Below are 25,016 nucleotides of genomic sequence, written 5' to 3' on the forward strand. Positions count from 1 at the left end.
CTTCCTAGAAAAGTACATTATAGAATACTTTTATGGGGTAATAAGAATAAAAATATTATTTTTACATTAAAAAGAATACTATAATGTACTTTTTGTCCATCATTGAGGCGATCAAAGCAAGGCGGGAATCACTGCGGGTTACGCAAAAAGAACTATCCGACTTATCTGGTGTAGCGCTGGGTGCTTTAAAAAAATTTGAGTCTGGCAAGGGCAACCCCACTTTATCAACATTAAAAAAGCTGTGTGATGCCCTGGGCCTTGAAATCACCCTGAGCATAAAAAAAACAATTAACCCATGAGAGCCGCAAAAGTTCTTTTTAGAGGAGAAGAGGCTGGTATCCTATCGCAGGATGACGAAGGTAGGTTTGAATTTCAGTACCACAAAGAATGGATAGAAGACAGTTCGAAACCTGCTATCAGTCTGACTTTACCAAAAACGATTCAGACTTATCAGTCTAAATATCTATTTCCTTTTTTCTATAATATGCTGCCAGAAGGCTCCAATAAACAATTGGTCTGTCGCCTAAACCGAATAGATCGAAACGACTACTTCGGCTTGCTGCTCACGACTGCAAAAAGCGACACGATTGGAGCCGTGACAATTATTAAAATCCCAAAACAATGAGCTTACCAGTTATTGAATTTTGCCCAGGCACATTGGCGCCTGGCTATGACACTTACAGCAAGAATTGCCTGAGACGGGTCTTCGATGGCAAGCGCGTAAGTCATTTTCTTAGTTATGGTTCGCCGGCGACTAATCAAGATACTGATGAACTTTTTGAAGAGAACCGCAAACGGATCTCAATATCGGGTGTCCAGGAAAAGTTCTCGGTAACCCTTGACAAGAATAAATTGCGATTAATCCAAGAAGACGAGCAAGGTACTTATATCTTGAAGCCGATACCGGCCGCAGGCCGCAGGCCGGACCAAATGCCGGCCAACGAGCATCTGACTATGCAGATCGCCAGGCAGGTTTACGGTATTGAAACAGCGGAGAACGCCTTGATCTTTTTTGCCGATGGCGCGCAGGCCTATATTACGAAACGATTTGACAGGCATGCCGATGGCAGGAAACGTGCGCAGGATGATTTTGCATCATTGGCAGGACGTACGCCCCAAACCCATGGAGAACACTATAAATACTTGGGAAATTATTTAGAGATTTTTGAGCTGATGCAAAAGTATGTTCCCGCTTACACAGTAGAAGCACCAAAGTTGCTACGCACATTAATGTTCAACTATTTATCCTCTAACGGTGATGCGCATTTCAAAAACTTCTCGCTGCTTGAAACTGATCAGGGGGACTACCGACTGAGTCCGGCCTATGATTTACTCAACAGCCGTATACATATCGGCGATAAAGATTTTGCACTCGACGACGGGATTTTACCAAAAAAACTAGCCCAGGGAAAGGTGATGCAGCAATTTACTTTACTGGCTCAGATAGCAGGAATCAGTTCGAAAGTATTTGACGGAATAGTCTCACGTATGCTCAGCGGGTCCCCGCAAGTCGAGCAGTTAATCTCTGCTTCTTTCCTGGACCAGACAACAAAACGAAATTACCTGCAGGCTTATCACGGCCGGCTGAGGCAGCTTATGAAAAACTAGTCATTTCTCTGGCAGAGCTCGGTTAAGATGCATCGGTATCAACTTGAACGAAGCTGTTGAAAAAACGCCGAGCTATTCACATCAGAGACTTCCGGTGTCAACGAGCGGTAATCTGTGGGGACGCCACCCTTTATTTGAGCACTATCACACAAGCCGGCAGCGTCAGGAGACGACCACAAACTTTCGACAAAGCGGGTTACTGAGCTTGACGAGTCAGATTTAGGTTTTTTGGTGTTCTGATGGCATGCACTTATTGCAATCACAAGAATACAATCCTGTATTTTATTAATCGCATTGTTAATGCTGGTTTTGATAATTGACTTTTAGTTTTGATACCAAATCATGAAAATACTGCGGACTCCAACTATTTAAAACATTGTCATTTGATATAAACCTCCGAATATCATCCTTGATCCGCTGGAAGTTAACGGAATCTATTTTTGCATTCAGCCATACCCGAAACTCGGCTTCACTGATATTTCCCTGCTCCCAATCTCCACTGTCTTTAACACGTAGCGCAAAGTGGTTAAGATTTAATGCCACACCTTTTCTGATATACCATTCCATATCATACCAGTCGCGCCCCTTCATATTGTCGTTCCATTTTCTGAAAAGCAGGGCGTGCATTTTCCCGGCGAAAAGGTCGGAAATGCTAAAACACTTTACATAAAATGAGAATGGTTTAAGTAGTAGTTTCTCTTCCGTATCAAAGCCCGGAGGCAGCATCGTATCAACTTCCAGTTTGATTTTGATGCTAGCCGTTTGCCCAAGCCCTTGCTGAGGCACGACGCTTTCTAAAACCAATTCCCGCCAGATTGTTTCCGACTTCAAAAATGCAGAATCAATATTCGTCTTAACCGCTTTCTGTTTTTCCTTAATCGATACATGCATTCCCAGCGCCTCAAATCCATGGGTAATAGCAGGTAGATAGGTATTGATCGAAAAATCAGGGTCAACGCCGAGTAGGGAGAAGTCGAGATACTCAGAAAAGTGGTCAATGCCGTAAAAGATGCCGAGTGCGGTACCGCCATAAAATGCAGCCTTTTCAAAGAAGCCTTTACGATAAAGTCCAGCCAGGGCAACCTCCTGCATAATTTCGCGCAGCGCTTGGGTTGCATCGTTCTTAGTAGCGGGGTTATAGCTCGCGAGCCAATCTTTAATCATAGTGCCTAATGAATTTAATGACTTGTGCCAAGCTCTCGCGTTTAGGGGAGTCTGTTAGCCAAGTCTCCATTGTTTTTCTAGCCAGCTGCTGTAACTGATCCTCCTCTATCCGCAAGTTTTCAATCAGGTAGTCGCCGGCAGCAATTTTACTGCGTAGCTTCAAACCTGCTGTATGGACTATTTTGTCAAACAAAGCTTTCTCAGGGGATGCGATCAGCGCATGCTGGTTTTTTCCCAGCTCAACTTGACGAATCCCGAAACTGTAATAAGGAAGTGGCATCCGTGTAAAGCTGAACGCGCCTGTCGGTGTGTTAAAGCTGCGCGAAGCCTTGGTGGTGGCGGAAGATACTTCGAACACCCATTCTGGAATTAGTCCATAGTAGGAGAGTGCGCTGTCAAACGATACGTAACTGGGTCCAAGCATGTGGTTTGCCAGAAGGAATGGTTCCGTACGCGTTTCTGAACGTTTCGCCGACGGCAAATACAGCCCCTTTTTAACAGGTTCGATAATGCCTGCGGAGATTAATTCATGGATCTTATCGTTGGGACGTTTGTAGCTCTTCAACAGCGAACTCAGCAATTGGTGCGTCAGTGGCTGGCTTGAAAGATTTCGTATACGCTGAATTAAGTTCATGTGTATTTTTCTTATGGGATAATCGGAATAATACCGATTATCCCATAAGAAAAATACATTTTATTGGCTAGCCAGAACCAACAAACCCTATAAACAAATAAGGCTTCTGGTTTTCCCTATAAGATAAGGCGAATGCATTCGCGTGTAAAGACCTCAAGGAGCCGTGGGAAAGTACCATTAAAAACGGCAGTGAAAGGCTAATTCAGGGCTTTCACGCAAGAGCAGCAGAAAAAAATAATTTTCTGCTATGGAATTAAAGCCGCTTTTGCATCCATAGGGTGAATCTTAACCCTTTCCCGATGAAGCGAACGCTGCTTTTCCTACTCCTTAGCTCCTTTGTAGCCCTGGCGGAACCTACGCCCATCCCGCTGACTTCCAAGCTCGAAAAAGTAACCGTTTTCTTAAACGGTGCTCAGATTCAGCGAACCGCTCAAACGGCATTACCCGCCGGGCGAACGGAACTGTATTTCAAAAACCTCTCCCCTAAACTCGACAAGCAGAGCATCCAGCTCCGAGGGGAGGGAAATTTTACGGTGCTGTCCGTACAGGCTCAGCAGAGCTACGCCGACGAAGGCGTATCGCGACTGGAGAAAACCAAACAATTTGATAAACGCCGGGCCGAGATCGAAGCTAACATTCAGTTGGAACAAAAGCTGCTCCAAGTGTATAAACAGGAAGAAACTCTTTTACTAAAGAATCAGGAATTGGGTGGAAAAGTGCAAACGCTCAAAGCCAGTGAGATCAAAGAAGCGGCGGATTTCCAGCGAACTCGCCTAACGGAAGTACTCACAAAGCAACTCGAACTGGAACGAAAAATCAATCAGTATACGGACGAACTCAAGGTTCTCAATGGTGAACAAACCCGCGTGAATACGGATACGGATCAGCAGGTAGGGGAGGTATGGATTACTATTTCCAGTCCACAACCCATTGCCCAGGCTCAATTCACCCTCACGTATTTTGTAGCCGACGCGGGTTGGATTCCTAGTTATGACGCTCGGGTCAATGATCTAACGAAACCCCTGCAACTGGGCTACAAAGCTCAGGTGTTTCAGTACACGGGCGAAGATTGGAAACAAATCCAGTTAAGCCTTTCCAACGCAGACCCCCGGCAACGGGCGACGCAATCAATGCTTAAGCCTTGGGTAACGGGCCAGACGAATTACTATCCTGAACTGAATCCTCCCATCAGCCAAACGTACAATCCCACGGTTACGCAGGTTTCTGGTAAAGTGACCGACGTTGCGGGAGTGGCGATTGCTAACGCTTCTGTAATGGTATCGGGAACGAGTCTAGGCACGCTAACGGATGAAAATGGTTTCTATCGCCTGAGCATTCCACCGAAACTGCCGCAGAGTGCTACCCAACTTGTCTTTGCTGGGATTGGCTTTCGATCTCAACGAAAACCCTTCTTCTCGGAAATACTGGATGTGCAGCTGGAAGCGGACCAACAGGCATTAAATGAAGTGGTCGTACGAGGCCAGGGAATTGAGTACAAACGTGCTCTAACGGGAGCGGTTCAGTCTTTGCAGGGAAAGGTAGCGGGTGTACCCTTGGAATTGAATGAAAAAGAAGCTCCTACCAGTTTCACCTACGACATTAAAACGCCCTATACTATTCCATCGGATGGAAAAGTATACGCCGTAGAGGTGAAGCAGGTAGAATTACCGGCTTTATACGAATACAGTGCCGTACCTAAACTCAATTCGGACGTATTCCTGACCGCTCAGATTCCCAACTGGGAGCGATATGGTTTACTAAACGGTGATATTCAGTTGTTTCTGGAAGGCAATTACGTAGGAAAATCGACGCTGAATCTGGACAACACGGGCGACACCCTTCGCTTGTCGCTCGGACGCGACAAAGCGGTGCAGGTACAACGAACCAAGAAGAAGGAATTCACGAAGAAATCCTTCCTGGGTAGTACGCAGTCCGAGGAACGCCGGTACGAAATCAGCGTACGCAACACCCGTCGCCAACCCATCTCGCTGGTGGTATACGATCAGTTTCCCATTTCGAAAATGAAAGAGATTGAAATCCTCGATCATCAAGCGAGCGGAGCCGAAGTCAACGCGGAAACGGGTATTTTTCACTGGCGATGGAATCTGAAACCCGGCGAAGCCCAAAGTGCACCGTTTTCGTATACCATTCGATCGCCTAAGGCAACGGCTTCTCTTTTGGAATAAGGCTTGGTCGTAAAGCCCTTTGTCACCTCAAAAAAAGTCTTGTTTCTTACAAGCAGCGGAAAAGGACTCGCCAAAGCCCTTGACTGTAAAGAGCATACAATCCAGCCATGAAAAAGGCGACCCCGCAAGGTCGCCTTTTCTGGTAAAACGTAATTTGTCGCCTTATTTATCCCACCAAAGCGGCGTAGACAAAGGTACTTCCGTTGGAACGTTGGAGGTATTTTTGGCCTGTTCACCGTTGGGGTACGCTACCCGGCGAATGAACGTAGGCAGAGCCGCATTCAGGGGCAGGGTAAAGTTTTTGTATTTATAATCGTAACGGCGGGCGTCATTCCAGGCCTCGGGATTGAGGTAGGTAACCACGTACTTTTCTTTAAAAATCAGATCGAGCGTCAGGTTTTGAGCTCCCACGGCTACGGTAGCGTTCGACAGATACGTCTGGCTGGCGGCTGAAGCTACGCCTAGTTTGTCCATGTTGGCCTGAATACCCGCTAGGTAGGCTGCGTAGGCCCGCGTTTTATCCCCACTTCGGAAAGCTGCTTCGGCTTCAATGAATTTGAGTTCGGCGAAGGTCGCAATCAGCAGGGGCGAAGCATCACCCGTCAGGGGCGAATTCAGCGTAATGTAGCTTTCATCCTTGATCGTATTCGCCGCTCCAATGTTACCCTGTCCGTTGATGGTACCCTTGTAGACGCCGTTTACCGTTTTATCCGTAATCTTCTCTACGCGGGGATCAAACAACCCGTAGGTCGTACCATTTAACTGATCCACGAGTTGCTCCGACAACCAGCCGTCGAGTAGCAAGTTCGCATTATCGCGGGCTATCTGAGCCCAGGGATTGCGGAGCTGAAAGCTGGCCATCTGCGCATCATCGGCGTTCGAAGTATACGACTTTTCCACCGCAGCCAATACATCGGCGGGCTTATAAGCACTCGTTTTAGAGACTTTAGTCAGCAGGCGAGCTTTTAGGGCGTAGGCCGTTTTAATCCAGGCGGCCGTATTGCCTTTGTGAATAAGATCGTTGGCCGCCGCCAGTTTTACGCGGGAATCGGTTTTACTCAGTTCCGTAATCCCTTCATTGACCAGATTCAGCGCAGCGGCGTATAGATCTTCCGCTGTGTCGTACTTGGGCGTAAGCGTAGTACCGGCAAACGCGTCCGAAAAAGGAGCATTGCCGAACAGATCGTGGATCAGCGTTAAGTGATAGGAAAGCATTACATCGGCGGCTCCTACGTATTCCGAAGCCCCTTGCTGCTGTGCCAGTCGCTTGAGATCACTTAAATCGGCCATGCCGAAGTAGACCGCATCCCAGGTTCCGGTGTAATCGGTTACCTGATACGTGTCCGTAGGACTGGCCGTACTAGGACTGGCCAGGTACTGCACAAAATACGACGTGATTCCGCCCACCCGCTGGGAATTCAGACCCGTTTTCTGCGTTGTCGTCGAAAGCAGGGAGGCCAGCGGTGGATTGGAAATCAGGTTGGGGTTATCGTTCAAGTCAAAGTAATCCTTACAACCCGAAAGCGTCGTTAAGCCCAGGGTGGTCAGTGCTAAAAGGGTATATCGTTTCAAAGTGCTTTTCATGTCCATCAAATCATTAAAAACCTACATTCAGAGAAAACAGGAAACTACGCACGGCTGGGTAACTAAAGCCCGAAAAGCCATCTACGTTGCTACCGCTGTTGGTGGTAGAAGCCTCGGGATCAAAGCCCGTGTACTTGGTCCACAGCCACAGGTTGTTGCCCGTTACACTGAGGCGGGCGTTCTTGACGATGGACGATTTGATCCAGGAGGAAGGAATGGAATACGACAGACTCGCCGAACGCAGACGTACCCAGGAAGCATCCTCGATGAACAGCTCTGAAACGCCCCGGTGGACGTTCCGGTAGAAGCCGTTGCCGTAGTTAAATCCATCCGGACCAACACCCTGACCGAGCCAAACGGCTTTGGTATTGGGGGTACCATTAGCTAAAACCCCCTCGAATACCTTGGTATCGTTGCGGTCTTCGGTGTATTTAGCGATGCCAAACGCCGAGAAGAAGTTACCCATTTGATTGTACCGATCCTGACCGACGCGCGCATCGAAGAGGGCCGTAAACGTGAAATTGCCGTAACGCAGCGTGTTGTTCAAACCACCCAGCCATTTGGGCTGTGTATTGCCCAGCAGCTTCTGAGCCGTACCAATCACGGGGAAACCATTGGCTCCGATCACAATGGGTCGATCCCGATCCAGTACCGCGGGTTGTTCTTCGCCGGTGTTAGGATAGTACCGTTGGTAGGCTCTTCCGTAGAGGTTACCGTAGGCTAGGCCGGGAACAAGTTTCATCGTTACGGTTGAGTTCGCATATCCGAATTCAGAAGCGTAACTGATTTCCGTCAGATCCTGCCGAATGCTTTCAATCTTGTTGCGGTTGGCCGAGAAATTCAGGTTGATGTCCCAACTGAATTTGCTGGTCTTGATGGGCGTAGCCCGTAAAATCAATTCAACGCCCCGGTTCCGCATTTCTCCGGAGTTAATAGCCGCCCGTACATAACCCGTACCGGAAGAGACATTCACCTGAATAATCTGATCTTTACTCAGCGAGTTATAATACGTGAAATCCAGTCCCAGGCGGTTATTAAGGAAGCCCAGTTCCAGACCCGCTTCATAGGTATCCGTAAATTCCGGACGCAGGTTCGGATTGCCCAGCAAGGCCCCGCGCGTGAAGCCCGTCAGGCCCGAAGGCAGGTTTTGGTACGACGAATAGCCCGTAGCGGTCGAATACGGAGCGGCGTCCTTGCCAATCTGAGCGTACGAGGCCCGGAGTTTACCCATGCTCAGTACTTCGGGTAGTTTAATGTGTTGCGAGAACACGTACCCCAGACTGGCCGAAGGGTAGAAGAAGGAGTTGTTGGGCGATTGCAGGGACGACGTCATGTCATTCCGGCCCGTGAGGGTCAAAAACAGGTAATCCTTGTAGTCGAGCGTTAACTCACCGAAAAGGCCCATCAGGCGGTAGTCTTCGGCCGATTGGACCGGAACAATGGTTTTGGCATTCCGCAAATCAAAGTAATCGTAAACGGTCAGCTCCGTACCTTCCGCTCCAAAGCTGCGAATGCGACGGTCGTACAAATCGTGTCCTAAGCGAAGCGTTGTGTTCAAATCGCCAAATTTGTGGGTAGCACTGGCGGCAAACGTAGAGGTAATGGCCCGGAAATTGGTATGGTACTGATAAACAAAGCCCAGGTCATTATCTCCGGAAATGTATTCACCCGCAATGCCCTTGGGTCCCGGAGCCGTTTGGAGCCGGTCTTCTGAATAGGTATCCAAACCAGCCCGGTAGGTAAACGTCAGCCAGGAAACGGGGGCATACATGAAATTCACCCCCCCAATGAGACGGTTGACGTTGTCGCGGAATTTATTCGTCATCGCGTTATACATCGGGTTGGCGTTATCCCCTGAGTAGGCCTTCATGGTTCCGTCGGGCGTCAGATAGTCGCGTACGTCGTAGCGGGGTGACCAGTAACTCAAGGTTTCGTTGTACCGACCGGCATTGTAGCGATCGCCCCCGGAATTGATGAAATTCAGGTTCACACCCGTCGTAAACGTATCGCTGAATTTGATATTGCTATTGAGGCGCAGCGAAAGCTTTTCGTAGTTGGTGAAGGGAATAACGCCCTGCTGATTCAGGTGCGAGATCGAGGAAAGGAAGTTGATTTTATCCGTACCCCCCGAAAACGAAAGGTTATTCTGAAACTGTTGACCCGTGCGATACGCGTCCTTAAAGTGATTGTATAGCTTGGCCGGATGCGTCGGATCAATTTTCCGGGCTTCCTCAACCGTCGGTCCCCAGGAAGGCCAGAAGCTGTTCGGATCGTACTGACCCTGCCAGCCAATGGTGTACTTGTCCTGTACGTCGGGGTATTTATTTACATTCTCAAAACCGTAGGTGCCGCTGTAGTTGGCCCGTAGGGATCCGGCTTTGCCTGATTTCGTCGTAATGACGACCACACCATTGGCCCCACGTAAGCCGTAGAGAGCCGTGGCCGCTCCTCCTTTCAGGATATTAATGGTTTCAATGTCTTCGGGGTTCACATCGGCAGCCCGGTTGCTCATGCCACGACCCGCGGCATCATTTCCCAGTGTAGAGGTAGAGTTGTCCAGCAGAACTCCATCAATCACGAACAAGGGTTGATTATCCCGACTGACGTCAATGGAGTTAATCCCGCGGATCAAAATACGGGCTCCCTGACCGGGTGCACCACCCGTACTTGAAATGGTAACCCCGGCCACTTTTCCCTGCAGCGCATTGACGAGGTTAGGCTGGTGGTTCTGTACGAGTTCCTCGGAACCGACGCCCTGAGCAGCGTAGCCCAAGGCCTTCTTATCCCGGCTAATACCCAAAGCGGTGACGACGACTTCATTAAACTGTTTGTTGTCGGCTTTCAAGGTCACATCTACGGTGCTACGGCCGCTCGCGTCAATTTCCTGGTTTACGTAACCGATGTAACTAAAAACCAGTACTGTACGCCCGGCACTAAGATTGATACTATACTCCCCATTAGCATTGGTGACGGTACCACTGGAAGTACCTTTCAGGGAAACATTGACACCCGGTAGCGGCGTGTTATCGCCCTCTACGGTGACTTTTCCACGAATTTGCTGAGCCAAGGCCAGCGAACCCGAAAACAGGAAAAGCGTAAGAATGGAAAATAGTAAGCGTTTGTGCATAAAAGGTTTAATTGGTTAAAAAGCAGAGCGAAAGATCCAGCGGTGGCGGGTTAAAAGGTACTAGCGTTCACCGATGAGCGTTAGGCCAGTACGATCCGCTTCCCTCTTTAGTCGGCTTCATGGAATGAATATAAAGCAGTGAAATGTTTGAAATGAACATTATTCTGGGAAAAGCATCAAAGTAAAAATATTATTTTGACATTTAGGAAAGATGTACGTAAACTATTGAAGTGATTTTATTTTATGTAGGAAAAATGCTAGGTTCGACGTTTAATCATAAACTGATACTCGTTCAGGCGTTCGTTCCTATGAAAATGATCTTTTCCGGCTTTCCATTCTTAAGGCTTATCTGTGGTTTTATTCTGTTGCCACTACTGGTTTCGGCACAATCTTCATTAAAAACGAGCGACCTCGCCACGCAGCGATTACAACAGGAACTCGAACGTATGGCTAGGCTGGCCAAAGGCAAGGTAGGCGTCTGTGCCTTGCACTTGGAAAGTGGGCGAGAGATCCGCATGAACGCAAACGATCGGTTTCCGATGGCGAGTACGATGAAGGTGGCCGTGGCCGTAGAATTACTCCGCAAGATCGAAAAAGGAGAACTTTCGTATTTGACCATGACGGAGCTAAAACCCTCGGATCTGCATCCCGGAAGTGGTACGCTAGAGACACTGTTTGCCAAACCGGGCGTTCAGCTTTCGCTCCAGAACCTGATGGAGTTAATGATGGTCATCAGTGATAACTCGGCTACGGACGTACTCATTCGCCTGGCGGGTGGAACCGGGGCCGTACAAAATCGCTTGAAAACGTTAGGCATTAAAGGCATGTCCGTAGACCGTACCATCATCCAACTCATTGCCGATTGGGAAGGGGTAACCTTGCCCGATACGAGTCAGTGGAAAAATCCTGGTTTCTACACGAAGCTGGAAGAACAATTGACCCCGGAGGTACGGAAAACGGCCCAGGCAACGTTTGATAAAGATCCCCGGGACACGGCTACACCGCAAGCGATGGTTGAGTTACTCACCCAGATTTATCAGGCCAAAGCCGTATCCGCCGCCAGTCGGGATACGCTACTGGCGATCATGGAACGTTGCCGGGGCGGACAAGGTCGTTTGAAGGGGTATTTACCCCCTGAAACGGTAGTGGCTCATAAAACGGGTACGATGGGTGCCTCGGCTACCGATGATGTGGGAATCATTACCTTGCCCGGCAATGCGGGTCATATCGTCATTGCCGTTATGGTGGGAGCTTCGCAGGCTCCGTCCGAGCTGCGGGAGCAAACCATTGCTCAGATCAGTCGGAGTGTGTACGACTATTTTCTCTACCAGCCGACCCCCTCTAAATAAGCCTCTATTTTTCGACTACTTCAAACGCTTTGGACTGCTTGGGTACGCGCACGGGTTTGCCGAGCGTACTCAAGCGCTTTCCCAGCGTAACGGAATTTTTTTCCACCACCAGATAAAGGCTATAGGAAAGAAACGTAATAAAAGCGAAGGCAACGCTAACGTTGACGAATTTAAACCAGGGCCAGTGGCGAGCCAGACCGAGTAGATCAATGGAACTATAGAGGTTGCCCAGTAGCGGCTGATGAATGAGGTAAATGCTGTAGCTGCAAACCCCAATCAGGCTGAGGACTTGATAGATCGGTTTCGTAAAATTCAAAGGCTTCTCCAGCAGGTAATCCAGTAGCATGGCAAACAACAGAGCCGAACCAATGTATTGGAAGAAGATGTAAAATGTCGGAAAAAACTTGGTACCCAGGAAAAGCAGAGAGAAAGCAACCAAGGCTGGAGCGGATACGCGAAACGTACGTTTCCCATAATAGTAGTTTTCGGCGACGAGTGCTCCCAAGGCCCACATGATCCAGAAATGACCCACGAAGGTTATTTCACTAAACTTGAATCGTAACTCATACAAGCAGTAGGTAATGACCACGAGATGAATCACTAGTAAACCTACACAGACTTTAGGCAGCGAGTACCGCTTGCGAAGGGCCAGCAACAGAGGGTATAAGGCGTAAAGCTGCATTTCCAGGGCCAAACTCCAAAACGAACCGTTGAATCCGAACAAAATATCGGCGTCATCGAAGAGATTATGAATCAGTAGGAGGTGGGTTAGAAAGGAAAACTGACCGCGTTCGTTGTGTAAGACATACTGGGTAAGTTGCTGATTTTGGAAGGCAAAGAAAAGGAGCACCAGCAGATAGGTCGGGTAAATTCGCCAAAATCGCCGGAGCATAAATTGCTTATAGTTGAGGGATTCTTGTTTACTCAGAAAGGAATAGTGAATCAGAAATCCACTGATGAGTAGAAAGAGTTGTACCCCTAGATTTCCGTAGGCCAGCGGTGAAAAGGTAGCGTATAGATTGGAAAGTGTGGCGTGATGGAGTGAAAGCAGAGGGCCCTCCGTAGCCGTTAGTACCTGCGGAAAATACGCTTGGTGCCAATGATAGCCGAAGACAAAAAGAATAGCAATACCCCTTAATACGTCGAAAAGGACCAGTTGCCGGGCGGTTTCTTTAGACATGCACAAAATACTTCTAGGAACGGGGGGCGGCCCGTGGCGTTTAATAAATTAGGTGGATGACAACAAAGGGAGGTCTTTTCGAAAGATAGGGGCTTCTCAGAAACTTTGCACACGCCAGTCGCAATTTAATTTTGAAAGAGGATGATTTTTGATGAAAGGTAGTAGTTTTTTTAGTATTACTTTACCTAGGTAAGGCTTGGCGACTTAGTGAAAAGGAATTATCTTTGATTGCTTTACCTCTTTTCCCGTATGATTGCTGCCGCTCTTGTCTTTCTTATCTTGGCTAGTTACGCTGGTATCCTCTTCACCATTCAGCGGCGAACGGCCCACGATTGGGCCTGTCCCAAATGTCATCGAACCGCGCATCTGGAACGTCTAAGTCGACCGGAGTGGATGAAAAAACTAGCTGGATTTCTACCGCTAAAGTATATACGTTGCCGCTTTTGCCAGCAAACGTTCTTTCTGCCGCTGACGGTAAAAAATCCGCTTTCGAATACGCCATCGGAAGAGGAGATACTCGATTGAAGCCTCACCTGGAAAAGCTTAAAACGTAAAAGCCCCCGCTGGGCATCGCGGAGGCTTTTACAAGGTATGCCTATTTAGAACTTGTAACCAAAGTTCAGACGGAAATTCCGGGGAAATTCGTAGATGTACGTATAGTAACCCGTTCGGGGGTTAGCCGGTGCACTGCCGGAGGTAAACATCCGTTTATCAGCCAAGTTGTTAACCAGCAAAGAAACATTAATTTTTCGGGCCTGGTAGGAGACCCCGGCATCGAGACGGAAGAAGTCCGGGAAGTTTGATTCCTTCAGACCGGCTCCGGCAAAACGTTCCCCCTGGTACTGGTAACCGCCCGAGAAGCCCAGTCCCCGAAGGGCCGAACGCTCGCTCTTGATGCGGTACGTCAGCCAGCCGTTGGTAATGTGTTTGGCCGTTCCGGTCAGATAGGTTCCTTTGCGGTTGTTAGCGGGGTTTGCGGTCTCATCCTTGGTTACCTTCGGATCCGTATAGGCATAGTTCAGGGTGGCATTCAGCCCGGGAACAATTTCGCCGGTTAAGTCAAACTCAACACCTTTGGAGACAATCTGCCCGAGTTGTACCTGCCAGTTTTGCGGGTTATTGATCCCGAAACGAGGGTCAGGCGTCAACACATTGCTTTTCGTAATTTGATAGATCGTGAAGGTAGAATTCCACTTTCCACCCAGCCAGTCTTTTTTAATCCCAAATTCGGTGTTGTTGCCATAGACCGGCTTGAAGACGTTTCCATCGAAATCGGCTCCGGCCTGGGGCAGGTAGCTTTGATCGTATAGACCGTAGATGCTCATCTCACGGTTGACGGAGTAACTAAAGCCAAAACGCGGGGTTACCACGTTATTTTTGATATCCGTGGCTTTCGTTTTACCCACCGTCCGGGACTGCGTATACCGAGCGGCAACGGTCAGGCGTAACTTATCCTGAAACAAATGCACTTCATCCTGTAGGTAAATCCCTGAATAGGTCAAGTTGGTCGCGTATATGTTAGAACCCGAACGTTCCCGGATACTGTGGGAACGATCAAACTGCGGAATATTCGCTAGCGGAATACCGTACGTAGGATTGTAAATGTTAAAATTGGCATTGCCCGCCAGTTGGAGATCACCTAGCATCGTGGTACTGAAATCTCCCCACGTTTTCAAATTCCCCATGTCAATTCCACCCAGAATGCGGTGCAAGACGGAGCCCGTTCGCTCTTCACCCTGCAGGGTAAGCTGACCCGTTTTGTTAATAGCCAGCTCGTCGCCGATGTTATAATTCCGACGCATGTTACCCACACTATCGATGGACGTTACCCATACCGTACCACCCCCACCGAGGGAATAGTTGAAGTAGGCAATCTGGGCGTTCAGCTTCCAGCGGTCGTTGATTCGGTGCGAGAAGTACAAAAAGGCATTGTGATCTTGAATGATGCGGGGATTAAGCGCCGGATCCCCCAGAAAGAATTCCGGACCCACCTCACCAAAGCCTTTTTTCGAAAACGTGTAATTACCCAGCGCTAATGCTTCAACGTGCTGGTGGGTATACTCGGCCGTAATGACGGTGTTAGAATCGATCTGATAGCTGATGACCGGAGCAATGATGTAACGGTCATTATAGTTGAATTTGTTATACGTATCCCGCGTTTGGTAAGCCGTGTTCAAGCGATACAGTAGCTTTCCGTCTTTAGAAAGTTTGCCGTCGAGGTCAATGGCGGCCCGTATTGTATTGTAACTTCCCGTGGTGAAGGAAACGGAGCTTTGATTGGTCCCCGTTGGTTTTTTGGTTACTACGTTGTACATGCCGCCCGGTTCGCCATTGGCCATCATGAAACCGGCGGGACCTTTCACAAACTCAATGCGTTCGACCGTCGACATGTCGTCAGCTAGGGGTCCCCAGGGCATTTTTACGTTCATACCGTTACGAAACGCCGGAATGGACGTACCCCGCATCGAAATATTGGCGTACTGATTGTCCCAGTGGCCCGAACGAATCGCGCCGCTGACGTTACGCGTAACGCCATCCACCATGTCAAACACCTGCTGATCGGCCAGGAGTTCTTTCGTGATGACTTTGATGTTCTGAGGTACTTCCAGTAAGGGAGTCTGTAAACGGAGCGATGGCGAAACCTTATCCGCTTTAAAACGATTGCGACTGGCCGCTACGACAACTTCCTGTAGTTGAGCCAGGTCTTCCATAAGGGAGAAATCAACGATGAGGCTCGCTTTGGGTTGCAGATCGATGGTTTTATCCTGCGTTTTCAAACCAACGGCCGATACGACCAGGACGTGCGTACCTGGACTTACTTTGGTCATTCGGTACTCGCCGAATTCATCCGTTAGGGAGCCGTGCGTAGTCCCCCGGATGCCTACCGAAACGCCTTCGGCCGGTTTACCATCTTTGGTCGTGATGCGTCCACGAAGGGTACCCGTGTGCTGCGCATACAGGGAAGAAATCGCCAGAAGGGAAAAAAGAAAGAAGAGTCGAAGTGCTCTCATAATTTGGAATTTTTCTAAATAGCCCGCAAAACAAGAGCAGACTTCGATGAATTCCAAATATTTTTTAATGAATCTAAATAAAAATAGATTGTTAAGTAGCGATGGAAAGCAAAAAGCGTAGAAGAGGGTGTCTTCTACGCTTTTTGTTAATTATGGCCGTAGGGAAAACCTACAAATTTTTCTTTTTGAGTTCTTTTACGGCAAAGTCAACGGCACGGGCCGTAAAGGCCATGTACGTGAGTGAGGGGTTTTGGCAACCGGCGGAGGCCATGAATGCTCCATCGGTCACGAATACGTTTTTAGCGTCCCAAACTTGGTTATTGCCATTGAGAACGCTCGTTTTAGGATCGCGTCCCATGCGGGCGGTACCCATTTCGTGAATGGCCATACCCAAATACGAACCGTTATCGAACGTGCGAATATTCTTCACGCCCGCGGCTTCGAGCATTTCGGCCGCGTCGTTCATCATATCTTTCCGCATTTTCTTCTCGTTTTCGCGTAAATCGGCATCGAAAACCACCGTCGGAAGACCCCATTTGTCCTTTTTGGTTTTATCCAGGAACATCCGGTTTTCGTAGGCGGGTAGCGTTTCACCAAAGCCGCCCAGGTTCATGCTCCAGGGACCGGGTTTGGTCGCTTTTTCTTTCAGTTCAGCTCCAAAACCCATCTCAGCGACGAGGCCATTCCAGCCCTGGCGGCTACCGCCACCCTGATAGCCGAAGCCACGCACGTAATCACGTTTGTCATTACCGATGTTACGATAACGGGGAATGTAGATACCATTCGCCCGGCGACCGAAGTAATATTTATCGTCCAGACCTTCCACGATACCACTGGCTCCGGTGCGGAAGTGGTGGTCCATCAGGTTATGACCTAATTGACCCGAGTCGTTACCAAAACCATTGGGGAAACGGTCCGACGTAGAATTCAGTAACAGCGCCGTGGTACCAATGGCTCCGCCGCAAACGAAGATCACTTTGGCGAAAAACTCCATGACTTCATTGGTTTCTGAATCCACAATACGAACGCCTTTGGCTTTTTTGGCTGCCGGATCATAGATGATTTCAGACGCGATACTGTTGGGGCGAATCGTCAGTCGCTTGGTAGCCATGGCCGCGGGGATGGTAGCCGAAGGGCTACTGAAATAGCCACCGTAGGGGCAACCCAGCGAACAAAGATTCCGGTACTGACAGGGACCCCGACCTACTTTCTGTTGAGCGGGACCCGCCTGGGTCAGGTTCGCTACCCGGCCAATCGTCATCACCCGGTTCGGGAATTTGCCTTCAATGCCTTTCTTAACGGCCTGCTCGGCACAGTTCATTTGCATGGGCGGCAGAAACTCGCCGTCGGGCAATTGAGCCAGTCCATCTTTACTACCCGATACGCCCACGAACTTCTCCACGTAGCTATACCAGGGGGCAATCTCCGCGTAACGAACCGGCCAGTCCGTACCAATTCCTTCTTTCAAGTTCGCTTCAAAGTCCAGATCCGAGAGGCGGTAGCTTTGACGGCCCCACATGATGGATTTACCACCCACAATGTTGGGGCGGTACCAGTCAAAACGCTTGAGCTCGCTGTAGGGAGCATCCGAGTCGTTGAACCAGTAGGTTTTATTGGCTTCACCGTAGGGATAATCACGGCTCAAAAAGGGGTGGCTGGCCCGCTCTTCATTGGTAATACGGCCGCGGTGCGTAAGTTCCCAGGGTTTCTTTAATGCATTTTCGTAATCGGTTACGTGTTCGAATTTACGGCCACGTTCCAGTACCAGCGTTTTCAGGCCTTTTTCGGTCAACTCTTTAGCAGCCCAGCCGCCGGAGATTCCCGAACCTACCACGATGGCATCATACGTATTTTGTTCGTTTGCTCGAAGAATATTCATTTCCTTAAGAATTCAATGTTTGATGGGGCCATAGCCCGGTAACAAAAGGGGAATAGACGCCTGGTGGAATCCACTAGGTAGCCCAGGCTTTTTGGCCCGGCTTCAACGGCGTACAACCTTCGTAACGGCCCGGTACATATTCGTAGCTCAGGGCCTGCGTTGCTCCGATTTCTGAAGTAAAATAGCCAAACATGGAGAGCTCCTTAATCGTAAACCAAAAGGGTGCCTCTTTTACGCCTGCTTTACGGTCCGCATAGGCATTCGCTTCTTCCAGCTTGAGAATATTCGTTTTCTGCTCCAGCGAAGCATCCTTAAACGATTTTCCGTAAACAGCCTTGGTTTCGCGGTCTACCCGAGCCAAGCCATTTTGCAGGCGTTCCTGGTATTCCTTGGGGTAACAATCCGAAACCAATACGTTTAGGAAAGGGCCTACCCCGGCAGCTTTGGCTCCGGGTGAGTCTGCCGTCGTTGGGATAATCACGTCAGCAATTTCAGCGATGAGATCTTCGGTAGGCTGGTCAAAGACCAGTTTAGCGGATGTCGTAGGGAGAGCCCGGCGACCCTCTACGATGTCGGCCAATGCTGGGGTTACCAGCAAACCTCCCATCATAACCCCTACCATTTGTAATGCTTCTCTGCGTTTCATGCGGAAAGTAAGCGTGTTAAGTACGTAAAACGTTAGATCATTCAGAGCCCACTAGCAAGCGGCTGAATAAGCAGGGAAAATTACAAAAATACCATGGATAGACAAAATTTAGGGGTGGAAAATCGGACTTAAAATTTCCTAAAATCTAGGGTTTCTTGGCTGGTCCCGCTAGCGGGAAGGTCATGCGCAGGAGTATAGAAAAAGGGGAGTTGAGCGTGATAATCTTCCCTTAGAAGAGGCGAAGTGAGCGAAAACAAGGCTTGAAAAATGCTCAGGGGAAAATACGTAGGCGTAAGATTCAGGAATTTATCCGTAGTACTTGGCCGAATGTCACGGGTGTAGTTGGCAGGAGGGCACAAAAAAAGCACCCGCTGTCCGCCAACAGCGAGTGCTTAAGGATCCTTGGGTACTCTTTGTATACATGTTTACACTGTGAAAATAAACGAAAAGATTGAATGAACAAGCCATTCCGCTAGGGCTGGTAAGGAGTCGGTAGATTCAGCTGTGCAGAGGTGCATGCTAATTCACTCTAAATCATATCTAAAGAGAAAATCGACTTAAATGGATAAAAAAGCGTTCTTAACGTAAAAATTTAAGTCAAAAAAGAAGTTTTTTAAAGTAAAAGTACCATTTCATAATGGATGATTATATAAAGTTAGCATTGGAATCTCGTAATAGGGACCCTAAATGTAGGGGGATTTTTATGCCCAATTTTGAGGGTTAAATGATTAAAAAGAATTGAAAATATTTTAAAAAATACTTGATAAAAGGGAAGAAGCAGGCCTTTAAATGGCACAAAAAAAAAGCCCCCGAACCTATTTTCAAGGCCGGGAGCAAAAGGCAGATGACTACCGAGTCTGGCGGGATGGTTCGGTAGGGTATAGGCCCCTTCATTCTGCCCATGAAGGGAAAATCTTCTAATTTTTTGACGCTTACGCTAAATCTGCCCGCAAGATAGATGTTTTTATGATACAATGCGTACAGTCCCTCCAATAAAAATAGAGGAGAGTAATTTTTGATTTTAGGGTATAATACTCAATAGGTAGATAAAGAGTAATATTTATATAAAAAGGTACCGATGTCTAAACGGGCTTACGGTCTAGCCAGTGCTGAAGTGCCGAAAGCAGGGCCGCTTTGACTACGGGCTTAATGAGGTAATCATCCATACCCGCGGCTAGGCAACGTTCACGCTCGCCGAGTACGGCACTGGCCGTAAGGGCCAGGATGGGCGTGCGATGGTGCGTTTCGAGTTTACGGATTTCCAGCGTCGCTTCATACCCATTGAGTTCGGGCATTTGTACATCCATAAAAATCAGATCGGGCTGGTGGTCTACAAACTGCTCGATGGCCTGTCGGCCCGTGGTAGCTTCCAGCAAGGTTGCTTGAGGAAAGCTGCGTTTAAGGAGGGTTTTGGCCAAAAGCATGTTAACGGCATTGTCTTCGGCGATTAACAGTTTCAGCGCCTGCTCACTCAAGACGGTTGTTGCGGACAAAGGCTGGTCGGGTGGGCACGCGGGTTGCTGCAAACGAGAGAGTGCCTGATAGAGCTGCTGCATTTTAATGGGCTTCAACAGCCGGGCATCAATATCGAGGGGTCGCATGGCTTCGTTGAGCAGCGGATCATCCGAAGAGCTACACAGCATAATGATAGGCTGCTCCTTGCCCGAAAGGTGTAATTGCTGCCGAATGCGGCGAATCGTCTGCAAACCATCCAGATCGGGCATGTGGTAGTCCATAAGCACGACATCAAAGCGGGTAGTACTTTGCAGGAGCGCCAGGGCTTCTTCGCCCGAGCTGGCGTGCTGACAGGTAATATCATGTAAGGCTAACATATCGGTGACAATACGGCGGTTGGTCGCGTTGTCATCCACGATTAAGACCTGTTTAAGATGGTGCAAATCAGTCGTAAGCACTGGTGCATCTTGAAGCACCGGCAAGTCGATTTCAAAGTAAAACAAGCTACCCTGACCCGGCGTACTCTCGAGTTTTAACTCACTCTTCATCAAGGCCAGCAACTTGGTAGAGATACTCAGCCCTAGCCCCGTACCGCCGAAACGTCGGGTTGTCGAGGCGTCTTCCTGGGCAAAGGCTTCAAAAATCCGCTCGTGTTGATCGGGCTTAATGCCAATGCCGGTATCACGGACCGAAAAGCGGAAACGTGTCAGGCCCGAGTCTTGTTGGCCTAAGCTTTGAATTTTGAGTTCGATCTCACCTTCGTGTGTGAATTTCATGGCATTACTGAGCAGGTTGACCAGGACCTGACGCAGACGAACGCCATCGGCTTGAATGAATCGGGTTACGTCGGGGCTAATATCCAGTAAAACTTCAATATTTTTCTGGTGGGCCTGAAACAGGATCAGATCCGTAACCTGACTAGCTAGTTCAGGCAAGTCAATGCTCTCCGGGGATAATTCCAGATGGCCAGCTTCAATTTTAGAAAAATCCAGGATGTCGTTGATGATATCCAGCAGGGTTTGGGCCGATTGTACAACCAGCTTTACGTACTGCTGCTGGGTTTCGTCCAGTGGCGTTTTGAGCAGGAGTTCACTAAAACCGACCACCCCATTTAAGGGCGTTCGGATTTCGTGACTCATGTTAGCCAGAAATTCGGATTTGGCCCGGCTGGCGGCTAGGGCTTGCTGTTGGGCTTGGACAATCTTGGTTTCTGCCTTTTTCTTTTCGTCCACATCCTGTATGCTTCCGTAGAAACGTTGGCAGCGACCCTCTACGATTTCCACGTGTCCCAGCGTCCGAATCCATTTGGGCTGGCCCTGAGCCGTTTTAATTTGAATTTCTTCGTCCCAGGGCTGCCCCTTTTGCAGGGCCCGAAGGGCACGTCGCTTGAGCCGGCTTTGATGAGGTCCTAGCAAAGCCAGGGCTTGGGGTAGACTTACGGGAGCATTACCCGACAGTTCGTAGATCTGCCGGGTGACCTGGGACATAAAAAGCTCCTGGCGATCCGGGTTGTATTCCCAGCCCCCTACCTGAGCCATTTGGCTGGTTTGTTCGAGCAGTTGCCGGGTGTGATGCAGTTCGGCTTCGGCCGCTTTCCGATCCGTAATATCGTGGCTGGTCAAAATAATTTCACCGCCGAGTTCATTCACGCCGGCCGTAGTGATGGCCCAGCACCAGGAACCATTTTTATGACGGATCCGATGTTCCACCCCGGGCTGTACGGTATTGGTGGTCAGCGTCAGCGTCAGGGCGTTCATGCAGATGGCCAAGTCATCGGGATGCACAAAGCTGGCTACGGACTGACCCAGCGTTTCCTGAAGTGAATACCCGTAGACATTGGTCCAACTGGCCGAAGCGTAGGTTAAAATTCCCTCGGGCGTAATCGTGGTGAGCACATCGCTCATGTTGGCAATGAGCAGGGAGAAGTCCCGTTCTACTTTATGGTTTTGGGTTAAGTCGCGGCCAATGAGCAAAAACTCATGGGCGCTGCTGGTCGGGCCCATCAGGAGCCATTCGATGCTACGGATGTCACCGTTGCTGCCCGTCTGCCGAAGACGCATGGCCTGGGGGGCGGCCGTAGGCCATTGGTTATAGGTGAGCAGGGCTTGTGCTTTGTCTTGATCTTTCTTGATGACATCTTCCAGCAAAGAGCGTCCTAAATCAGCTTGTGAATCCAGCCCGAAATCCTGACAGAAACTTTGGTTCAAAAAGCGATAATGCCCCTGCTCGTCGGTCTTAACCAAGTACAATAAACCACTAGCGGCGATGTAGTTGTAGAGGGCCGCTTCGTGTTGGGCGGCCAGTTCCGCCTGCTTTTCTTTGGTGATATCCGAAAAGGTAATCAGTAGCCGGAAGGGATGCCCTTCGGCACTGCGAATGGCCAGACCCTTCACACGGATCCAGACCAGGGAGCCCGTGCGGTGAAAATACCGGATAACGGCTTGGCAGGGGGCCTGGCTATCGGCTAGATGGGCATCGGCAAAGTGGCGGGCCAGGTACTCGTCCTGCGGGTGAATAAAGGCTTCGGGCAATCGATCAGGTACGGAATCGTAGCCGAGTAGGCCCCAAAAGTGTGGGCTCATCCACTGGTGTTCGGGCCGAGACAAGTCCCAGGACCATAAGCCGGATTCCAGGACAAAGTCAAAGATACGCTGATCACTTTTGATCAGCGTAAATAGCTCTTCTTTTAAGTAATTCATGAAATGGCGGACTCTGACTTACGACGGAGTATAGTGTAGGTGCGGTTATGAAAGGGTAATTCCTTGTAAAGGTTAAAAATACAGAATATGCTTGGAATCAAGGACTAACTGGGTAGAAAATCCTTGGTTATGGATGGAAAAATTTCGGAGGTAGGTGTTTACTCTATCGCTTCTAGTAAGATAGCTAGCAGTAGCGGTGCCCCCGCTTACCCTAGGGTCGGTACGGCAATGGTTACGGACGTACCGCGTTGCGGCTGACTATCGATGTGCAGAGCGCCTTTGAGTAATTCGACGCGACGATGCAGGTTTTTAAGGCCCAGTCCGCTGCCCGCTACGGACGGTGCGGGTTGTGCGGAAAAACCGCATCCATTATCGGTAATGTGGATGCGTAACGCGTGAGATTCGTACGAAAAATGCAGGGAAATCTGGCTGGCCTGCGCGTGCTTGAGGGCATTATTTAAAATCTCCTGAATCATGCGGAAAAGCAGTAAATCCTGCCGCTCGGGAAGGGCGTAGGGCGATCCCTCCAGGCTTACCTTTAATTCCAACTGACTTACTTTACGGATGCGATTGGCTTCAAAAACGGCACTCTCGTACAAGCCGAAGCTTTCAATGACGCCCGGATTCAGTGTCTTGGTCACGTCCCGAACGGCTTGGACGGCTTCCTGCAGCAGGGCATTGACTTCGTTTACTTCCTGTTTAAGCGCTGTATCGGTTGTTTTATTACGTAAACTAAACAGGCCCAATCGCACGACCGATAGAAGCTGACCCACGTGATCGTGCAAATCCTGGCTGATGTGCTCCAGAATAGCCGTCTGAATTTCGAGCTGGGATTCCAGCAACTCCTGGGCAAAAGCAGCTTTCAGGGCTTGCTGCTCGCGTTGGTGCCGTCGGTAGCGTTGCTGGTAGCGAATGGTATTGACAATGACAAAGCCCGCCAGCGTCGTCAGTAGTAAGCAGACGACCAGACAGGTAATCAAAAAATGATCCGAAAAGGTCATACCCGACGTTGAAGGGGTAAGCGTTCCTGTTTACCCACGTACGCGAGGGCTAAACACGTGTACATAGCCATGTTAGCCAGGAATCCCACCCGGTTAAACCAGTAGTGCATCCGCAGGTCTTCGCCTAGGCTGTTATGCAGAGCCTGCAGGGGCAGACAAGTTGCATTAAAAAGTAAGATACCACTGCTAATCCAAAACAAACGGTACTGAAAAACGGAATGTGGCTGTTGCAGCAGTCGCTGAAAATACCACAGGGCCCAAGCGCTGGTTAGCAGCAGGGAAAGGACCAGGCTGTTCGTCCCGCCGACGGAGCGAAAGGGCTGCCACCACAGTACGTTAACCACGTAAAAAATTCCATAGAAAATCAGACTTCGTTTCAACCAGGGGCTGCGTAACTCCTCGGCGTAGCCCAGGGTGGTTAATGCGTAAGCAAGGGGCCAAAAGGTATTGTAAACCAACAGGTTGTTGTGATACACCACCCGGGCGTAAAAAGCAAGGGATTCGGCTAGTAGCGTAAAGAGCAATAAAGCCCAAAAATAGCGCAGGCTCTTCGGCAGCGTGCGCAGGCGGTAGCTAGCCAAACCCAGGGCGACGGCCATTAACAGAAGGATCGCAATGTTATAGGGATCAAAATCACTCATACGAAGGGAAACCTTTATTGACAGTTACTGGGTGGGGGGCAATTTTTAATCACGTTAAAGTAAGCATCCTCCGAAGCAGCATCTTTTTCGGGGACTACGGGCACGGAGTAAATAATGGTTAGGTAAGCACCCCCGGTAGAACGGGGTAGTAAGCCCGGCGAAAGGTAGATGTACTCGGGATAGGATCCCGTTGGAAAGAGTTCGCTCAGCCATTTTTCCAGCCGGTCAATGGGGGTAGGCAGACTATAATAAAAGTAATTCTTAAAAAAGGCAGGCGGAGCCAGCAAGCTATCCAGCCCGGTACTCAGAAGTTGGTAGCGAAAGTTTTCTTTATAGAGTTGAGCCCGGGCAGGAGCAATACCCTTAAAATACCCTGCGTTCAAGGTATCGGCTGGCCCCGTCGTTCCTAGGAGTAGGCTTAGGGGTTGGTCCAGATCCGTCAGGACGGGGTAGACAATTAGATTTTTTTGTCCCTTATAAAACTGACGCAGCTCAGCCAGGTTAATTTTAAATCGCTTGTGAAAAACGCTGGTATCGGCACTGGTTTCGTTGAGGTGCTCATAGGCTTTCACGCCACCGAGTTCCTGATTGAGAACGGCACTCAGTAGGCTGATTTCTTCCCAGGCCTGCTTAGCGGAGATGGGTGAGCCGGATACTTCGATCGGGGTGACGGGGGGCGAATCGGGGGGGCTGGCGGGTTTGGATTGGCAGGCACACAGCAACCCACTGAGCAGCAGGCCGAGTAAAAAAGATCTCATGGGGGACTATGATTAGGGCAAAGCAATGAGCAGGGAAAGGTACTAAAAAAATGGCTTATACTCATTAGTAGTGAGCTAATTTGAGGCATTTACT

18 protein-coding genes are annotated in these 25,016 nt (G+C 49.3%); 6 read left to right on the forward strand and 12 right to left on the reverse strand.

What is annotated here, in order from left to right:
• The first annotated feature begins 83 nt into the window (after window positions 1-83).
• Genes C5O19_RS18520 through C5O19_RS18530 form a run of 3 tightly spaced genes read left to right on the forward strand, consistent with a single transcriptional unit; the run spans window position 84 to window position 1,608 of the window.
• Window positions 84-299, forward strand: coding sequence for a helix-turn-helix domain-containing protein (locus C5O19_RS18520; protein ID WP_104714866.1), 216 nt, complete (start codon window positions 84-86; stop codon window positions 297-299).
• Window positions 296-625: a HipA N-terminal domain-containing protein gene (locus tag C5O19_RS18525; protein ID WP_104714867.1), complete on the forward strand. Its 330-nt coding sequence runs from the start codon at window positions 296-298 to the stop codon at window positions 623-625. Before C5O19_RS18520 ends, C5O19_RS18525 begins: the two co-directional genes overlap by 4 nt.
• Window positions 622-1,608, forward strand: coding sequence for a HipA domain-containing protein (locus C5O19_RS18530; RefSeq protein ID WP_104714868.1), 987 nt, complete (start codon window positions 622-624; stop codon window positions 1,606-1,608). Before C5O19_RS18525 ends, C5O19_RS18530 begins: the two co-directional genes overlap by 4 nt.
• A gap of 297 nt (window positions 1,609-1,905) precedes the next feature.
• On the opposite strand, the gene C5O19_RS18535 is transcribed toward C5O19_RS18530, so the two are convergent.
• Both C5O19_RS18535 and C5O19_RS18540 read right to left on the reverse strand, forming a co-directional pair.
• Window positions 1,906-2,772, reverse strand: a complete 867-nt coding sequence (locus tag C5O19_RS18535; RefSeq protein WP_104714869.1) for a nucleotidyl transferase AbiEii/AbiGii toxin family protein — start codon at window positions 2,770-2,772, stop codon at window positions 1,906-1,908.
• Window positions 2,765-3,406, reverse strand: coding sequence for a type IV toxin-antitoxin system AbiEi family antitoxin domain-containing protein (locus C5O19_RS18540; protein ID WP_104714870.1), 642 nt, complete (start codon window positions 3,404-3,406; stop codon window positions 2,765-2,767). The genes C5O19_RS18535 and C5O19_RS18540 overlap by 8 nt, the downstream gene beginning before the upstream one ends.
• A 299-nt stretch (window positions 3,407-3,705) precedes the next feature.
• Here C5O19_RS18540 and C5O19_RS18545 point away from each other — a divergent pair, with 299 nt between their 5' ends.
• Window positions 3,706-5,592, forward strand: a complete 1,887-nt coding sequence (locus tag C5O19_RS18545) for a mucoidy inhibitor MuiA family protein (protein ID WP_104714871.1) — start codon at window positions 3,706-3,708, stop codon at window positions 5,590-5,592.
• 162 nt (window positions 5,593-5,754) lie between these two features.
• On the opposite strand, the gene C5O19_RS18550 is transcribed toward C5O19_RS18545, so the two are convergent.
• Both C5O19_RS18550 and C5O19_RS18555 read right to left on the reverse strand, forming a co-directional pair.
• Window positions 5,755-7,176 (reverse strand): SusD/RagB family nutrient-binding outer membrane lipoprotein, encoded by a 1,422-nt coding sequence (locus tag C5O19_RS18550; RefSeq protein WP_104714925.1) that lies wholly within the window; start codon window positions 7,174-7,176, stop codon window positions 5,755-5,757.
• A gap of 13 nt (window positions 7,177-7,189) precedes the next feature.
• Entirely contained in the window at window positions 7,190-10,303 is a 3,114-nt protein-coding gene (locus tag C5O19_RS18555) for a SusC/RagA family TonB-linked outer membrane protein (RefSeq protein ID WP_104714872.1), read from the reverse strand.
• A 308-nt stretch (window positions 10,304-10,611) separates the two neighbouring features.
• Between C5O19_RS18555 and bla the strand changes: the two genes are divergently transcribed.
• Window positions 10,612-11,652, forward strand: a complete 1,041-nt coding sequence (gene bla, locus C5O19_RS18560; protein WP_243406439.1) for a class A beta-lactamase — start codon at window positions 10,612-10,614, stop codon at window positions 11,650-11,652.
• Between the two features lie 4 nt (window positions 11,653-11,656).
• Here bla and C5O19_RS18565 read toward each other — a convergent pair whose 3' ends face one another.
• Window positions 11,657-12,832, reverse strand: coding sequence for an acyltransferase family protein (locus C5O19_RS18565; protein ID WP_104714873.1), 1,176 nt, complete (start codon window positions 12,830-12,832; stop codon window positions 11,657-11,659).
• Window positions 12,833-13,081: 249 nt separating this feature from the next.
• Here C5O19_RS18565 and C5O19_RS18570 point away from each other — a divergent pair, with 249 nt between their 5' ends.
• Window positions 13,082-13,357: a hypothetical protein gene (locus tag C5O19_RS18570; RefSeq protein ID WP_104714874.1), complete on the forward strand. Its 276-nt coding sequence runs from the start codon at window positions 13,082-13,084 to the stop codon at window positions 13,355-13,357.
• Window positions 13,358-13,431: 74 nt separating this feature from the next.
• On the opposite strand, the gene C5O19_RS18575 is transcribed toward C5O19_RS18570, so the two are convergent.
• The 7 genes from C5O19_RS18575 to C5O19_RS18605 form a co-directional block, all read right to left on the reverse strand.
• On the reverse strand, window positions 13,432-15,843 hold the full coding sequence (locus C5O19_RS18575; RefSeq protein ID WP_104714875.1) for a TonB-dependent receptor: 2,412 nt from the start codon (window positions 15,841-15,843) through the stop codon (window positions 13,432-13,434).
• Between the two features lie 169 nt (window positions 15,844-16,012).
• Complete coding sequence (locus C5O19_RS18580) at window positions 16,013-17,722, reverse strand: GMC oxidoreductase (protein WP_104714876.1); 1,710 nt, start codon at window positions 17,720-17,722, stop codon at window positions 16,013-16,015.
• Window positions 17,723-17,795: 73 nt separating this feature from the next.
• Complete coding sequence (locus C5O19_RS18585) at window positions 17,796-18,368, reverse strand: gluconate 2-dehydrogenase subunit 3 family protein (protein ID WP_104714877.1); 573 nt, start codon at window positions 18,366-18,368, stop codon at window positions 17,796-17,798.
• A gap of 1,082 nt (window positions 18,369-19,450) precedes the next feature.
• Window positions 19,451-22,522: a PAS domain-containing hybrid sensor histidine kinase/response regulator gene (locus tag C5O19_RS18590; RefSeq protein WP_104714878.1), complete on the reverse strand. Its 3,072-nt coding sequence runs from the start codon at window positions 22,520-22,522 to the stop codon at window positions 19,451-19,453.
• Between the two features lie 206 nt (window positions 22,523-22,728).
• Window positions 22,729-23,523: a sensor histidine kinase gene (locus tag C5O19_RS18595; RefSeq protein WP_104714879.1), complete on the reverse strand. Its 795-nt coding sequence runs from the start codon at window positions 23,521-23,523 to the stop codon at window positions 22,729-22,731.
• Complete coding sequence (locus C5O19_RS18600; RefSeq protein ID WP_104714880.1) at window positions 23,520-24,164, reverse strand: hypothetical protein; 645 nt, start codon at window positions 24,162-24,164, stop codon at window positions 23,520-23,522. The genes C5O19_RS18595 and C5O19_RS18600 overlap by 4 nt, the downstream gene beginning before the upstream one ends.
• Before the next feature lie 14 nt (window positions 24,165-24,178).
• Complete coding sequence (locus tag C5O19_RS18605) at window positions 24,179-24,922, reverse strand: hypothetical protein (protein ID WP_104714881.1); 744 nt, start codon at window positions 24,920-24,922, stop codon at window positions 24,179-24,181.
• Between the last annotated feature and the right edge of the window lie 94 nt (window positions 24,923-25,016).

Origin of the sequence: Siphonobacter curvatus (assembly GCF_002943425.1) — a bacterium.
Taxonomy (GTDB): Bacteria; Bacteroidota; Bacteroidia; order Cytophagales; family Spirosomataceae; genus Siphonobacter; species Siphonobacter curvatus.

Excerpts from the sequence above, each read along its gene's own strand:
- C5O19_RS18520 (WP_104714866.1), top strand. The coding sequence starts at position 84 with ATGTACTTTTTGTCCATCATTGAGGCGATCAAAGCAAGGCGGGAATCA.
- C5O19_RS18585 (WP_104714877.1), bottom strand. The coding sequence starts at position 18,368 with ATGAAACGCAGAGAAGCATTACAAATGGTAGGGGTTATGATGGGAGGT.
- C5O19_RS18550 (WP_104714925.1), bottom strand. The coding sequence starts at position 7,176 with ATGAAAAGCACTTTGAAACGATATACCCTTTTAGCACTGACCACCCTG.
- C5O19_RS18575 (WP_104714875.1), bottom strand. The coding sequence starts at position 15,843 with ATGAGAGCACTTCGACTCTTCTTTCTTTTTTCCCTTCTGGCGATTTCT.
- C5O19_RS18545 (WP_104714871.1), top strand. The coding sequence starts at position 3,706 with ATGAAGCGAACGCTGCTTTTCCTACTCCTTAGCTCCTTTGTAGCCCTG.
- C5O19_RS18525 (WP_104714867.1), top strand. The coding sequence starts at position 296 with ATGAGAGCCGCAAAAGTTCTTTTTAGAGGAGAAGAGGCTGGTATCCTA.
- C5O19_RS18605 (WP_104714881.1), bottom strand. The coding sequence starts at position 24,922 with ATGAGATCTTTTTTACTCGGCCTGCTGCTCAGTGGGTTGCTGTGTGCC.
- C5O19_RS18555 (WP_104714872.1), bottom strand. The coding sequence starts at position 10,303 with ATGCACAAACGCTTACTATTTTCCATTCTTACGCTTTTCCTGTTTTCG.
- C5O19_RS18565 (WP_104714873.1), bottom strand. The coding sequence starts at position 12,832 with ATGTCTAAAGAAACCGCCCGGCAACTGGTCCTTTTCGACGTATTAAGG.
- C5O19_RS18530 (WP_104714868.1), top strand. The coding sequence starts at position 622 with ATGAGCTTACCAGTTATTGAATTTTGCCCAGGCACATTGGCGCCTGGC.
- C5O19_RS18600 (WP_104714880.1), bottom strand. The coding sequence starts at position 24,164 with ATGAGTGATTTTGATCCCTATAACATTGCGATCCTTCTGTTAATGGCC.
- C5O19_RS18595 (WP_104714879.1), bottom strand. The coding sequence starts at position 23,523 with ATGACCTTTTCGGATCATTTTTTGATTACCTGTCTGGTCGTCTGCTTA.
- bla (WP_243406439.1), top strand. The coding sequence starts at position 10,612 with ATGAAAATGATCTTTTCCGGCTTTCCATTCTTAAGGCTTATCTGTGGT.
- C5O19_RS18580 (WP_104714876.1), bottom strand. The coding sequence starts at position 17,722 with ATGAATATTCTTCGAGCAAACGAACAAAATACGTATGATGCCATCGTG.
- C5O19_RS18590 (WP_104714878.1), bottom strand. The coding sequence starts at position 22,522 with ATGAATTACTTAAAAGAAGAGCTATTTACGCTGATCAAAAGTGATCAG.
- C5O19_RS18540 (WP_104714870.1), bottom strand. The coding sequence starts at position 3,406 with ATGAACTTAATTCAGCGTATACGAAATCTTTCAAGCCAGCCACTGACG.
- C5O19_RS18535 (WP_104714869.1), bottom strand. The coding sequence starts at position 2,772 with ATGATTAAAGATTGGCTCGCGAGCTATAACCCCGCTACTAAGAACGAT.
- C5O19_RS18570 (WP_104714874.1), top strand. The coding sequence starts at position 13,082 with ATGATTGCTGCCGCTCTTGTCTTTCTTATCTTGGCTAGTTACGCTGGT.